At 71.4% G+C, this 13536-nt stretch carries 10 protein-coding genes and 1 pseudogene; 6 read left to right on the forward strand and 5 right to left on the reverse strand.

Annotation, left to right across the window (positions count from 1 at the left end):
• Position 1 precedes the first annotated feature (1 nt).
• A complete protein-coding gene (guaD, locus tag ACE3T5_RS02520) occupies positions 2 to 1291 on the forward strand; it encodes a guanine deaminase (protein ID WP_374664101.1) in 1290 nt (429 codons plus the stop codon).
• 94 nt (positions 1292 to 1385) lie between these two features.
• Here guaD and ACE3T5_RS02525 read toward each other — a convergent pair whose 3' ends face one another.
• Positions 1386 to 1673: a hypothetical protein gene (locus ACE3T5_RS02525; RefSeq protein WP_374664103.1), complete on the reverse strand. Its 288-nt coding sequence runs from the start codon at positions 1671 to 1673 to the stop codon at positions 1386 to 1388.
• Between the two features lie 102 nt (positions 1674 to 1775).
• Here ACE3T5_RS02525 and dcd point away from each other — a divergent pair.
• Positions 1776 to 2105: pseudogene (dcd, locus tag ACE3T5_RS02530) on the forward strand (dCTP deaminase); the annotation flags it as partial.
• On the forward strand, positions 2094 to 3578 hold the full coding sequence (locus ACE3T5_RS02535; RefSeq protein WP_374664265.1) for an LAGLIDADG family homing endonuclease: 1485 nt from the start codon (positions 2094 to 2096) through the stop codon (positions 3576 to 3578). The pseudogene dcd and the gene ACE3T5_RS02535, both read left to right, overlap by 12 nt.
• 144 nt (positions 3579 to 3722) lie before the next feature.
• Here ACE3T5_RS02535 and ACE3T5_RS02540 read toward each other — a convergent pair whose 3' ends face one another.
• Positions 3723 to 4637 (reverse strand): delta(1)-pyrroline-2-carboxylate reductase family protein, encoded by a 915-nt coding sequence (locus ACE3T5_RS02540; RefSeq protein WP_374664105.1) that lies wholly within the window; start codon positions 4635 to 4637, stop codon positions 3723 to 3725.
• 125 nt (positions 4638 to 4762) lie between these two features.
• Here ACE3T5_RS02540 and ACE3T5_RS02545 point away from each other — a divergent pair, with 125 nt between their 5' ends.
• Positions 4763 to 5308, forward strand: a complete 546-nt coding sequence (locus ACE3T5_RS02545) for a DUF2799 domain-containing protein (protein ID WP_374664107.1) — start codon at positions 4763 to 4765, stop codon at positions 5306 to 5308.
• Positions 5309 to 5314: 6 nt separating this feature from the next.
• Here the strand turns inward: ACE3T5_RS02545 and recJ are convergent, their stop codons facing one another.
• Together recJ and ACE3T5_RS02555 are read right to left on the reverse strand one after the other, a co-directional pair.
• A complete protein-coding gene (gene recJ, locus ACE3T5_RS02550; protein ID WP_374664109.1) occupies positions 5315 to 7024 on the reverse strand; it encodes a single-stranded-DNA-specific exonuclease RecJ in 1710 nt (569 codons plus the stop codon).
• Positions 7024 to 7899 (reverse strand): phosphoglycerate mutase, encoded by an 876-nt coding sequence (locus ACE3T5_RS02555; protein ID WP_374664111.1) that lies wholly within the window; start codon positions 7897 to 7899, stop codon positions 7024 to 7026. The genes recJ and ACE3T5_RS02555 overlap by 1 nt, the downstream gene beginning before the upstream one ends.
• A 107-nt stretch (positions 7900 to 8006) precedes the next feature.
• Between ACE3T5_RS02555 and ACE3T5_RS02560 the strand changes: the two genes are divergently transcribed.
• Together ACE3T5_RS02560 and lolD are read left to right on the forward strand one after the other, a co-directional pair.
• On the forward strand, positions 8007 to 9260 hold the full coding sequence (locus ACE3T5_RS02560) for a lipoprotein-releasing ABC transporter permease subunit (RefSeq protein ID WP_374664113.1): 1254 nt from the start codon (positions 8007 to 8009) through the stop codon (positions 9258 to 9260).
• Positions 9253 to 9933 (forward strand): lipoprotein-releasing ABC transporter ATP-binding protein LolD, encoded by a 681-nt coding sequence (gene lolD / locus ACE3T5_RS02565; RefSeq protein ID WP_374664115.1) that lies wholly within the window; start codon positions 9253 to 9255, stop codon positions 9931 to 9933. The genes ACE3T5_RS02560 and lolD overlap by 8 nt, the downstream gene beginning before the upstream one ends.
• Positions 9934 to 10047: 114 nt before the next feature.
• On the opposite strand, the gene ACE3T5_RS02570 is transcribed toward lolD, so the two are convergent.
• A complete protein-coding gene (locus ACE3T5_RS02570) occupies positions 10048 to 13467 on the reverse strand; it encodes an SNF2-related protein (protein WP_374664117.1) in 3420 nt (1139 codons plus the stop codon).
• Between the last annotated feature and the right edge of the window lie 69 nt (positions 13468 to 13536).

Consider the following 13536-nt stretch of genomic DNA (forward strand, 5'->3'; position numbering starts at 1 on the left):
CATGCAAGCCCTGCGCGCCGCCCTGCTCCGATTCGCCGATGACGGCACGCCGCTGTACGAACGCGACGGCCTCGTCGTGTTCGGGCCCGACGCCGATGGCCGGCAGGTGGTGCGCGCCGTCGGCGCCTGGTCGCAGCTGGCCGACCGCGTGGCCGGCCTCGCGGTGCGGCACCTGCCAGGCCGGCTGATCGCGCCGGGCTTCATCGACCTGCACATCCACTATCCGCAGACCGATGTGATCGGCTCCCCGGCCGAGGGGCTGCTGCCCTGGCTGGAGAACTACACCTTCCCGCACGAGTCGCGCTTCGACGATCCCGCCTACGCCAGCGAGATCGCGGCCGTGTTCCTGGACGAGCTGCTGCGCAACGGCGTGACCACCGCGCTCACGTTCTGCACCTCGCATCCGCAATCCGTGGATGCGTTCATGGGCGCGGCGCAGCGGCGGCGCCTGCGCATGATTGGCGGCAAGGTGCTGCAGGACCGGCACTCGCCCGATGGCGTGCGCGACGACACCGTCCAGTCGCTGATCGACACCGAGGCGCTGATCAACCGCTGGCACGGCACCGGCCGCCTGGGCTACGCGATCACGCCGCGCTTCGCGCCCAGCTGCAGCGAGGCGCAGCTTCGCGGCGCGGGCGAGCTGGCCGCGAAGTACCAGGACGTGTGGATCCAGTCGCACGTGGCCGAGAACCGCGACGAGGTGCGCTGGGCGCGCGAGCTGTTCCCGCAGGCCCGCAGCTACCTCGACGTCTACCGGGGCTTCGGCCTGCTGCGCGAGCGCGCCATCTACGCGCACTGCATCCACTTCGATGATGAAGATCGCGCGCTGATGCGCGACACCGGCGCGGCCGCGGCCGTGAGCCCCACGAGCAACCTGTTCCTGGGCAGCGGCTTCTTCGATTTCGAGGGCGCGCAGCGCGTCGGCTTCCAGCACGGGCTGGCGAGCGACGTGGGTGGCGGCACCAGCTTCAATCCCTTCCACACCATGCTGGCGGCGTACTACGCGGGGCGCGAGGGGCACACCAAGCCCGGCGTGTCGCTCACGCCCTCGCGGCTGTGGTGGCTGCACACGGCCGGCGCTGCGCGTGCCCTGGGCCTGGAGGGCGTGGTGGGCAACCTGCAACCCGGCTGCGAGGCCGACTGCGTGGTGATCGACCTGCAGGCCACGCCGCTGCTGGGCCGCCGCGTCTCGCAGGCGCGCAGCCTGGAGGAACTGCTGTTCGCGCTGATCGTGCTGGGCGACGACCGCGCCACCGAACAGGTGTGGGTGGACGGCCGCGCAGCGACGTAGCCCCATCGTCCCCGCGAAGGGGGGGACCCAGGAGATGTCAGCGCTCCACGAACTTTCTGGATTCCCGCCTGCGCGGGAATGACGGTGCGAGCGCTCAGCGGGCCAGCTTCTTCTCGCGCAGGTACTTCACCAGCCCGCAGTAGCCCTCGCGCATCAGGATCTCGCTTTCCAGCTTGGCGGGCAGCAGGCGTTCCTTGAGATCGGCGGCGGCCTGGTTGCCCTGGCTCTGCCGCACGAAGCCGATGGCCTGCTCGAAGCGCGAGACCTCGGCGCGGCACGGATCCGGGGCCTGGGCCACCACCGTGGTGCCGGTCTGTGCCAGGGCCGGCACAGCGAAGGGGAGCACCACCGCGGCGGCGCACCAGCGAAGCGTCTGTTTCATGACGTCTGACCTCCTTGCCAGCCCTCTCATGCATGTGGCGTGCCTGTGTCGTGGCACCTGGAGGCTGGACCCTAGAATAGGCCCGAGGAGTGCGACACCGTCATGACGATCAAGAGCGACAAGTGGATCCGCCGGATGGCCGAGCAGCATGGGCTGATCGACCCTTTCGAGCCGAAGCAGGTGCGCGAAGTCGATGGCCGCAAGGTCATCAGCTACGGCACCTCCAGCTACGGCTACGACATCCGCTGCGCACCGGAGTTCAAGGTCTTCACCAACATCCACAGCACGGTGGTGGACCCGAAGCACTTCGACGAGAAGAGCTTCGTGGATTTCGAGGGCGACAGCTGCATCATCCCGCCCAACAGCTTCGCGCTGGCGCGCACGGTGGAGTATTTCCGGATTCCGCGGAATGTGCTCACGGTGTGTTTAGGCAAATGCGTCACGGCCGACACGCGTCTGGTCGATGCCGAGACGGGTGAGTACAAGTCCATCACCGAGTTCGGCTGGGGCAGCCGCACGCTGGCCCTGGACAACTGGGCGCTGCGGCCCGCGCGGGTCTCGGCGTTCCTGCCGCAGGGACGCAAGCCGGTGTTCGAGCTGAAGACGCGGGCTGGCATGCGCATCAAGGCCACGGCGAACCACCCTTTCCGGCAGTTGCGGGGCTGGACAGCGTTGGAGGATCTGAAGCCGGGCGACCGCATCGCGGTGGCGCGGGAGATTCCGGTGTTCGGCAAGACGCCGCTACCCGCCTGGGAGGCGACGCTGCTGGGCCTGATGATCGCCGAGGGCCAGTGCCACACGCCGGGTCACAGTCCGACCTTCACCACGGGGGACCCGGTGCTTGCGGATCTGCTGCAGGACTGCGTGCGCGCGAGTGGCCTGGGTGAGGTCAGCTTCAACGGTCAGCTGGGCTGGCGGCTCGTCAATCACAAGGGGCGTGGTGGCGTGCCTGAGCGCAACCGCTTCACCGCCTGGCTGGAATCGCATGGCCTGGCCGTGAAGGCTGCGGGCAAGTTCGTCCCGCAAGCGGTGTTCCGCGCCGACAAGGAAAGCACGCGCCTCTTCCTGCAGGCCCTGTTCTCGGGGGATGGCGGCATCTATCACTCTGGCGGCGCCTTCTTCCTGGAGTACTACTCGATGTCGCGGCGCCTCATCGAGGATGTCCATCACCTGCTGCTGCGCTTCGGCGTGTTCGCACAGATGCGGCAGAAGCAGACGGCGTACGGCACCACGACGCACTGGATCCAGATCACGGATCGCGAGCAGATCGGCCGGTTCGCCGAGCAGATCGGCTTCAGTCCGCGGTCCGTCAAGCAACTGCGCCTGCAGCAGGAGGTGCTGCCCGCCATGGCCGTGCGCACCGGTCGTGTACGCAGCAACTACGACACCCTGCCCGCGGAGGCATGGGGGCTGTTGAACGTGGCGGCGGCGCGGCACCAGGTGAGCCTGTCCAGCCTGGGCGTGCGCAGGACGCAGCCCTCTCAATCCCTGCCGTTCGCCACGGCGGCGCAGCTCGCACACATGACCGGCGATGCCGACCTGGCGCCGCTGGTGGACGGGCCGGTCTGGGATGTGGTGGAGTCGATCGAGCCCGCGGGCGAGGAAGAGGTCTACGACATCACGGTTCCTGGCGTACACAACTTTATGGCGAACGATTTGATTGTGCACAATTCGACGTATGCCAGGTGCGGCATCATCGTGAACGTAACGCCCTTCGAGCCCGAGTGGGAGGGCTACGTCACGCTGGAGTTCAGCAACACCACGCCGCTGCCGGCGCGCATCTATGCCGGCGAGGGCTGCGCGCAGGTGCTGTTCTTCGAGAGCGACGAAGTCTGCGAGACGAGCTACAAGGATCGCGGGGGCAAGTACCAGGGGCAGCGGGGGGTGACTCTGCCCAAGGCTTGAGATCGCTGGGGTTCCCTTCGGTCACCACCAGCCTACGAGGGCGGGCGCTTTCGGAGGGTTCGCCTCGAGGGCATGGGTGCTGTTCTCTCGTAGGCTGGGGTGGAGCGTCAGCGCAACCCCAGCGTTCCCACTGTGCGCCTGCCCTCACCCCCGCATCGCACACCGCGCCGCAGCCAAGTCCCATCCCGCCCAGCCGCAGCTCTTGAAGAGCACCGGCCCGCGGCGCGTGGCACCGCCATCACGCAGCACCTGCCGCAGGTCGGCAAACCCAACCACTTCAAGACCCGCCTGCAGCAGATCCCCTGCCTCATGCTCCGCGTCGCGCGTGTCCACGATCACGCGGCCATGGTTGGCGATGTGCCGGCAGAGATCCGGCGACAGCTCCACCATCTTCGGCGTGAAGGCCCCCACGGCGGCGATGAACTGATCGGGCCGGGGCGTGGCGCGCAGCACCACGCCCGCAGCGGGCGTGCAGGTCACGACCAGCGGGCATTCGGCCATCGCGGCGTCGGCATCGCGCACGGCCTCGGCCCGCAGCCCGAGGTGGCGGGCATGGGCCACCAGCGCTTCCACGCTCGCGGCACTGCGAGACGCCACGCGCACATCGCGCACGCCCAGGCCGTGTGCAAAGGCCTCCAGGTGCGAGCGGCCCTGTGCCCCCGCGCCGACGATCAACAACGGCCCTTGAACGCCCGCAGGCGCCAGATGCCGAGCCGCCACCAGGGACACGGCCGCCGTGCGTCGCGCCGTCACGGTGGGGCCATCCAGCACCAGGCGGCGCTCGCCGTTGGCGACGTCGAACACCACCACGTCGCCCTGGATCGTGGGGCGCGGGCCGCCGACGTTCGCCGGCGTGTAGGTGATGAGCTTGGTGATCGCCACGCAGGCATCCAGCGCCGGCATCACGAACAGGCTGCCGCCGCCGGGCAGCGGCTGGACCAGGCGTGCGGGGACCTGCACCGATGCGTCGGCCAGCAGCGCCTCGATGGCGTCGGCCAGGCGGTCGTAGGGCAGCAGGGCGGCGGTGGCCGCGGCATCGAGCAGGGCGGGGGTGGGCATGGAAGGTCGATTGTGGCGGAGGGCGCGTCGCGTCACGGCACGCCGGCGTGATGGCCTGCACGGACCCGGCGCCAGGCAGGCCCCGGCCTGTGAATCGCAGCCCGTTTGCCGGAATAATCCGCCCCATGCCGATCCGACGTCTCCTCCTCCTCCCCATGCTGGCCGCACCGCTGCTGCTGGCCGGCTGCGCCACCATGAACGCCGACGAATGCCGCCAGGCGGACTGGCGCTTCATCGGCCTGCGCGACGGGCAGAAGGGCGAGCCGCTCGGGATGCTCGACAACCGCGTGCAGGCCTGCGCCGAGCACAAGATCAGCGTCAATACGCAACAGTACTTCGAGGGTCGCAATCAGGGGCTGGGCGAGTACTGCCGGCTCGACCGGGCGGCCCGCTACGGTCTGGAGGGCAAGCCGTACCACGGTGTCTGCTCGCCCGGCATCGACAGCGAGTTCCGCCACCGCCATGCGCTGGGCTGGGAGGTGAACCAGTCGCGCACCGCGCTCAACAACCTGGTGAGTCGCCAGCGCGGGCTGGAGAACGAGCTGTCGAAGGCCAAGAACGATGACGAGCGCCAGAAGCTCCGCCGGCAGATCCGTGATCTGGATTGGGAGCTGTCTCGTGCCCGCGAGCGCGTGCGCACGGCGGAATGGAACCTGGACCGGCTGCGGTAAGGGCCGCTACCCCTCCACGCCCTCCACCAGGAACCGCACCCGCCGCACCCCCTGCCACTCATCCGCATCCAGGCGGAAGGCCATCTTCACGCGGCGCGGCAGCGGCTCGGTGTGGCTGAACCACATGGCGTCCACCGGCTGGCCCTGATGCTTGAGTTTCAGCGCCAGGTGCTTCTCGGCCACCAGGCGCTGTGACAGCACCTCCACCTCCTCGCTGAAGACCGGCGGCGCAAAGCCCTGTCCCCACACCTCCTGGTGCAGCGTGGCCACCAGGTCGGCGCGGCGGTACTCGGGCGCGAGCGGGCCGTCGGTGTGCAGGCGGCGCTGCAGCGTGTCGGCGTCCAGCCATTCCTGTGCCACCTGCGCCAGCGCCTCCTCGAAGACATCGAGGTGCTCCTCGCCGATGGTGCAGCCGGCCGCCATGGCATGCCCGCCGAAGCGCAGCAGCACGCCGGGGTGGCGCTTGGCCACCAGGTCCAGTGCGTCACGCAGATGGAAGCCCGGGATGGATCGGCCGGAGCCCTTCAGCTCATGCTCGCGCCCCGGCGCCTGGCTGGCCGCGAACACGAAGGTGGGGCGATGCAGGCGGTCCTTGATGCGGGAGGCGACGATGCCGACCACCCCCTCGTGAAAGTCGGGGTCGAAGACGGTGATGGCGGGCGGCGGGTCTTCGCCTTCCTCGAACATCGCGTCGACGAGCTGCAGCGCCTGCTCCCGCATGTCACCTTCGATCTCGCGCCGCTCGCGGTTGATGCCGTCCAGCGTGCGGGCCAGTTCCGCCGCCCGCGCCGCGTCATCCGTGAGCAGGCACTCGATGCCCAGCGTCATGTCGGCCAGGCGGCCGGCGGCGTTGATGCGCGGGCCGAGCGCGAAGCCGAAGTCGAAGGTCGTCGCCACGCGCGCATCGCGCCCGGCGGCGGTGAACAGCGCGGCCAGGCCCGGCGGCATGGCGCCGGCGCGCACGCGCTTCAGGCCCTGCGCCACCAGACGGCGGTTGTTGGCGTCGAGCTTCACCACATCGGCCACGGTGCCCAGCGCCACCAGCGGCAGCAGGGCGTCCAGACGCGGCTGCGTCTGCTCGTCGAAGACGCCGCGCGCCCGCAGCTCGGCCCGCAGCGCCAGCAGCACGTAGAACATCACGCCCACGCCGGCGATGGCCTTGCTCTCGAAGCCGCAGCCCGGCTGGTTGGGGTTCACGATCAGCGCGTCGCGCGGCAGCTCGGCGCCGGGCAGGTGGTGGTCGGTCACCAGCACCGCCAGGCCCAGTTCGCGCGCGCGGGCCACGCCGGCCACGCTAGCGATGCCGTTGTCCACGGTCACCAACAGGTCGGCGCCCTGCGCGCGCACCCGCTCGGCGATGGGTGGGGTGAGGCCGTAGCCATCCGCCACGCGATCAGGCACCAGGTAGCTGACCTCGCGCGCGCCCAGCAGGCGCAGGCCCCGCACGCCCACGGCGCACGCGGTGGCGCCGTCACAGTCGTAGTCGGCCACGATGCAGATGCGGCGCTGCGCCGCGATGGCGTCGGCGAGCAGCCGCGCGGCCTCGGGTGCGCCCTTGAGGCTGGCGGGCGGCAGCATGCGGCCCAGACCGGTGTCCAGCTCCTCGCGGCTCGCGATGCCGCGCGCGGCGTACAGGCGGGCCAGCAGCGGGTGGATGCCAGCCTGTTCCAGTGCCCAGGCAGCGCGCGGCGGCACATCGCGGGGGATGATGCGCATCACAGGCCCTCCACCAGCTTCGCGAGTGGCGGCGCGCCGAACAGCGCGCGCAGGCGGCGCAGGCCGCCGGCCTGGCGCGAATCCCAGGTGCGCGCGCCGCGCTCGCCGCAGAGCGTCACGCGCACGGCGGCGCCTTCGGCCAGCGCCTGCTCCAGCGCGGGCAGCGTGTCGCGCTCGACAGCGGGCCACGCGGCGGCCCACGCCTGCGCGTCGCCTGCCAGTGCGGGCTCACGCAACGTGTCCACCATCCGCGGTGAGGTCTTCGCACCGGCGTCCGCCGGCAGCGTGCCGGTGCCGCTGGCCCAGAACGAGTTGACGGGCAACTGGCCGCGCTGCTGACGCGCCTCGTTCAGCGGCAGGGTGTACAGCAGCATCTGCATCTCCTGCTGCAGGCGGCGCAAGGGGCGGGCGGCATCGCCCTCCGGCATCCAGGTGGTCAGCACACGGCCGGCCGCGCGGTCCAGCGAAGCGGTGGCGAGGTCGCGGAACAGCGGGCCCTGGGCCAGCCAGCGCTGCGGTGCCACGTAGTGCAGCGCCAGGCCGTCTTCCTGGAAGTACGGCGTCATCGCGGCCAGCAGCGCGCGCGACTCGGCTTCGTCCAGCGGCAGCTCCTGCGGCAGCGCCATGCGGGCGTGGTCGGTGCCCATGCGCCAGTGGGTGAGGGTGATCCAGGCCCAGCCAGCTTCGTGCCCCGGCAGGCCGCGCTGAAGGGCCTCCCAGGCGGCGAGTGGCACCGTGCCATCCGCCGCGGCCAGGCCCAGGGCACTGGCCCAGGCGCGCTCATGCGGCATCGACAGCGAGCGCACGTCGCCCGGCTCATCCTGCGGGGCGCCCAGGCGCGCGAGCAGCGCGGTCAGTCGCGGGGCCTGGGGCATGGGGGGGAGCGGGGCGCCCGGCTCGGCAGGCCACGCGGCAAACGGAACGATCAGGTGAACTTCAGCAGGCACGCCGGGTATTGTCGGGGATGCCACAATCGCCGCCCATGGCGCTTCCTTACGAGCTGGCCCTGGGCTGGCGCTACACGCGCGCGGGCCGCGCCAGCCGACGCAACGGCTTCATCTCGTTCATCTCCGGCGTGTCGATGCTCGGCATTGCGCTGGGCGTGGCCGCGCTCATCATCGTGCTGTCGGTCATGAACGGCTTCCAGAAGGAGGTGCGGGACCGCATGCTCAGCGTCGTCTCGCATATCGAGGTGTACGGCCCCGGCGGCGGGCCGCTGCCGGACCCGGCGCGCACGCTGGCCGAAGTGCGCGCGCACCCGCAGGTGGTGGGCGCGGCGCCCTTCGTGGCGGCGCAGTCGCTGCTGGCGCGCGGTGAAGACATGCGTGGCGCCATCGTGCGCGGCATCGACCCCGCGCAGGAGCCGCAGGTGACCGATCTGGCGGCGGCCTCGCAGTCGGTGTTGCGCGAGCTGCAGCCCGGCCGCTTCGGCATCGTGCTGGGCGCCGAGCTGGCGCGCAACCTGGGCGTACGCGTGGACGACCCGGTCACGCTCATCATGCCGGGCGGGCAGGTCACGCCGGCCGGCGTGGTGCCGCGCCTGAAGCAGATGACGGTGGTGGGCACCTTCGACTCGGGCCACTACGAGTACGACAGCGGCCTGGCGCTGCTGCATGTGGCGGACGCGCAGCGCATGTTCCGGCTGGAGGGCCCGACCGGCGTGCGCCTGAAGCTGAAGGACCTGCATCAGGCGCGCCGCGTGGGCGCGGAGCTGGAAGAGCGACTCACCGGCCCGCTGGTGGTGCGCGACTGGACGCGCCAGAACCGCACCTGGTTCGCCGCCGTGCAGCTGGAGAAGCGGATGATGTTCATCATCCTCACGCTGATCGTCGCCGTGGCGGCGTTCAACCTGGTGAGCACGCTGGTGATGACCGTGACCGACAAGCGCGCCGACATCGCCATCCTGCGCACGCTGGGCGCCAGCCCGGGCAGCATCATGGGCATCTTCGTCGTGCAGGGCGCGGCGGTGGGGGTGATCGGCACGCTCGCGGGCCTGCTGCTGGGCCTGGGCGTGGCGCTGAACATCGACGTGATCGTGCCCACGCTGGAGCGCGCGCTGGGCGCGAGCTTCCTGCCGCGCGACATCTACCTGATCAGCCGCATGCCCAGCGATCCGCAGCCGGCGGACATCGTGCCGGTGGCCGTGATCTCGCTGGTGCTGGCCTTCGTGGCCACGCTGTACCCGAGCTGGCGCGCCAGCCGCGTCAATCCGGCGGAGGCGCTGCGCTATGAGTGAGGCCGTGCTCAGCGCGCGCGGCGTGGCGCGGCGCTTCACCGAAGGCGGGCTCGACGTGGAGGTGCTGCGCGGCATCGACCTCGACGTGCACGCCGGCGAGACGCTGGCCATCGTGGGGGCCTCCGGCTCTGGCAAGAGCACGCTGCTGCACGTGCTGGGCGGGCTGGACGCGCCGACTGCGGGCACCGTGCACCTGAAGGGCCAGGTGCTCTCGCGGCTCGACGCCGCCGCGCAGGGCCGGCTGCGCAATGCGCACCTGGGCTTCGTCTACCAGTTCCATCACCTGCTGCCGGAGTTCAGCGCGCTGGACAACGTGGGCATGCCGCTGCGCATCCGCCGCCTGCCCGCCGCGGAGATCGAGCAGACCGCGGCGGCGATGCTGGCCGCGGTAGGCCTGCGGGATCGCCTGCAGCATCGCCCGGCGGAACTCTCAGGCGGTGAACGCCAGCGCGTGGCGATTGCGCGTGCGCTCGTCACGCGGCCGGCCTGCGTGCTGGCCGACGAGCCCACGGGCAACCTCGATCGCGGCACGGCGGACGTCGTCTTCCAGCTCATGCTGCAGCTCGCCCGCGAGGCCGGCACGGCCTTCGTGATGGTGACGCACGACGAGGCGCTGGCCGCGCGCTGCGACCGGCAGGTGCGGCTGGTGCAGGGGGTGTTGGCGGGGGGCTGATCGCTGGGGTTTCGCTGTCGCTCCACCGCCAGCCTACGCAAACAGCCGTAGCACGGTATCGGTAGGCTGGGGTGCAACCCCAGCGCTTCCGGTGGCGGACCGACCGCCCCCCCTTCACCCCAAGGGCTGCAGCAGCTCCGCCACATCATCCTCCGTGAACAACGGCGCGGCGCGGGCGGCGGCGCCGCGGTACAGCGCGTCGGCCAGTTCCGACTTGCGCGCCTGCAGCGCGAGGATGCGTTCCTCGATGGTGCCGGCGGCGACGAGCTTGTAGACGTTCACGCTGCTGGTCTGCCCGATGCGGTGCGCGCGGGCCGTGGCCTGTTGCTCCACCGCCGGGTTCCACCACGGGTCGTAGTGGATCACCGTGTCGGCCTGCGGCAGGTTCAGCCCCACGCCGCCGGCCTTGAGGCTGATCAGCATCAGGGGCACCTGGCCTTCGGTGAAGCGCGCGATGGCCGCGTCGCGGTCCTTCGTCTGGCCGGTCAGCTTCGTCCAGGCCAGGTCCCGGCCGGCCAGCGCCTCCTCGATCAGCGTCAGCATCGAGGTGAACTGCGAGAACAGCAGCACGCGGCGGCCCTCGGCCAGCATCTCGGGCAGCAACTCCATCAGCAAGTCCAGCTTGGCCGAGGGGGCAGTCTTGCCGCGCGTCTTCTCCGAGGGCAGCAACCGCGGATCGCAGCAGACCTGGCGCAGCTTCAGCAGCGCGTCGAGGATCTGCAGCTGCGACCGCGCCAGGCCCTTGTCCGCCAGCGCCTCGCGCACGGCGCGTTCGGTGGCGAGGCGGATGGTCTCGTACAGGTCGGCCTGCGCCCCTTCCAGCGTGACGGGTGACACCGTCTCCACCAGCGGGGGCAGCTCCGCCGCCACGGCGCCCTTGGTCCGCCGCAGCAGGAAGGGCGTGATGCGCCGCCGCAGCTGCGCGAGGCGCTCGGTATCGCCGCCCTTCTCGATGGGCGTGCGGAACAGCTCGCGAAAGCGCGCCTGGCTGCCCAGGAAGCCCGGCATGAGAAAGTGGAACTGGCTCCACAGCTCGCCGAGGTGGTTCTCCAGCGGCGTGCCCGAAAGACACAGGCGTTGGCGCGCCTGCAACTCGCCGGCTGCCTGGGCCGCCTGGGTGCTGGCGTTCTTGATGTTCTGCGCCTCGTCCAGCACCACCACATGCCAGGGCTGCTGCGTCCACAGGGCGCGGTCCCGATGCAGCAGCGCGTAGGACGTGATCACCAGGTGGCTCTCGCGGATGCGCTCCGCCAGCCCATGGCGTGCGCCGCCATGCCACACCAGCGTGGTGAGTGACGGTGTGAAGCGCGCGGCCTCGCGTTGCCAGGTGCCCAGCAGGCTGACCGGTGCGACCACCAGCGCCGGGCGATCCAGCCGTCCGGCCTCCTGCTCGGCCAGCACATGGGCCAGGGTCTGCAGCGTCTTGCCCAGGCCCATGTCGTCAGCCAGGATGCCGGCCAGCCCGTGCGCGCGCAGGAACTGCAGCCAGTCCAGGCCGTGCTGCTGATAGGGCCGCAGCTGCGCCTGCAGGCCGCGCGGCACGGGGGCCGCCGGCAGCTGCTCGCTGCCCTGCAGCCGCCGGACGAGATCGCGCAGGCGCTGCGCCCCCTGCCAGTCCACGCCATCCCCCAGCGCGCTGCCCACGCGCAGGGCCTCCAGCCGCGACAGGCGCAGCGTCTCGCCGGTCAGGTCGCGCCGGTCGGCCACCAGATCCAGCAGGGCCTGCAGCCAGGGCCGCAGCGGCGCGGTGGGGATGCGCACGTAGCCGCCGTCGGGCCGCGCGCGCCACAGCCATTCGGGCCACTGCACGCCGCTCGGGGTGGCCCGCACCTGCGCCAGCAGTTCGGGCAGCCACGGCAGCACGTTCTGCCGCACGCCCTCGATCTCGATGCCCAGCGACAGGTCGAACCAGCCGCCGGCTTCGTCCTGCGCCGTCGCATCGCTCGCCGCACCGGCCGGGTCGGTGAGCCGGACATCGACCGACTGCGCCTGCTGCACGAAGCCTGCCATGGCGGGCGACAGCTCCACCTCGAAGCCCGCCGCGCGCAGCGGCGCGAAGTCCTGCTCCAGCCAGTCGAGCCAGGCCTGCGCCCGCATCGGCGCGCCCAGCACATCTGTGGGGGGCAGGTGGTAGCGGCCCAGCGTGTCGGCCGCCAGGCCCAGGTCCCGCAGGCGCTGGCCGGCGGCGATCTCGGTGGCCAGGTGCCGCTGCAGCAGCACCCGCTGGGTGTCCACATGCTCCACCACGTGCGGCTGGTAGTGCGGCCACCAGCCGCGCACCGTGCCGTAGTCGAAGCGCAGCGCCGCCTGCAACAGCCCCAGCCGCGCACGCTCGGCGGCGGGCACGGGCGCGATGCGCAGCACCGGCCGCGGCTGGACGCCGCGCACGGTCAGCGTGCCCTTCACGGTGGGCGGTGGCGGGATGCCGGCCAGATGCGACATCAGCGTCGCCTGCTTCTCGAAGGCGGACTGCGGCATCGGCGGTGCGGCCAGCAGCAGGCTCAGGTGGGTCTCAGGCACTCCTTCGTCCACAGCCAGGCCGATCTTCAGGCGGCCCCGGTCCAGGTACAGCGCCGGCGGGCCGGGGAAGATCTCGGCCTGATCGTCGGCGAGCCGTGCCGTCAGCGACCACACCGGCTCGGCATCGCCCTGCTGCGTGACGTCCTGCCAGTGCCACTGGATGGGCTGGTCCTCGCTCCACGCCAGCGGGCCGGCCTCGATGGCGTAGCGGAGGTCCGCCAGGAACAGCCGGCCGCTGCGGGCCGCCATGCGCAGCGCCAGCAGACCGGCCTGCCCGGAGACTGGCCCGCTGTTGTCATTGGGGGCATAGAGCCGGGTCTTGCCCAGGGCCACGATCAGCTGGATGCATTCCAGGTCTTCCGCGGTGGCGGTGGGCGTGGGGCTGGCGCCGTACCAGTAAGACCTGCGCGGCTTGGTCCAGCCGCCCGCGCGCTTGAGCGGGTGCGCCAGGCCCCAGGTCAGTTGCGGCGGCGGCCTTCGGTCCGCCGGGCGGGCGGGTGACCGGGTGGCGGCAGTTGGCGGCGGCACCAGCAGGAAGACCACCTGATCCGCCTTGCCTTCCGGCTGCGGCGCCTCGTCGGGCGGCAGCAGGCTGAACTGGTTCAGCCATTGCGAGACCGCCTGATCATGACGCGACGGGCTGCTGGTGGCCGCGGGCGGTGGCGCCGGGGGCAGCGAGGCATCCTGGGCCGGTGCCCGCCGCGACTTGTAGGCGGCCTTGATCGCCAGCGCCACGGCATGCTTGCAGTTGCGGCCCACGGGGCAGCTGCAGTCCCCCTCGAAGAGGGTCACCTCGCCGCTGGCATCGGTCTCCAGCAGCACGGTCGCGGCGTACGGGGCCGGATCGGTGCCCTGGACCTCGCCCGTGATGCGCCACTCGGACCGGCTGGCCGCCGCCAGCTGATAGTCCAGCACCTGCTGGTTGCGGTACACCTCCAGGCCCCGCTGATAGGTGGCGGCGGGCACGTGGCGGGCCAGGGACTGGGGGGACAGCAGGAAGGTAGGGGCGCTCATGGGGTGGATGCGGGGTGGCCGAGGCCCCAGCCGTCGCGGAATCGCGTGCGAGGGATGATAGCGGTGCCC

The organism is Ramlibacter sp. (assembly GCF_041916345.1).
Classification (GTDB): Bacteria; Pseudomonadota; Gammaproteobacteria; order Burkholderiales; family Burkholderiaceae_C; genus Ramlibacter.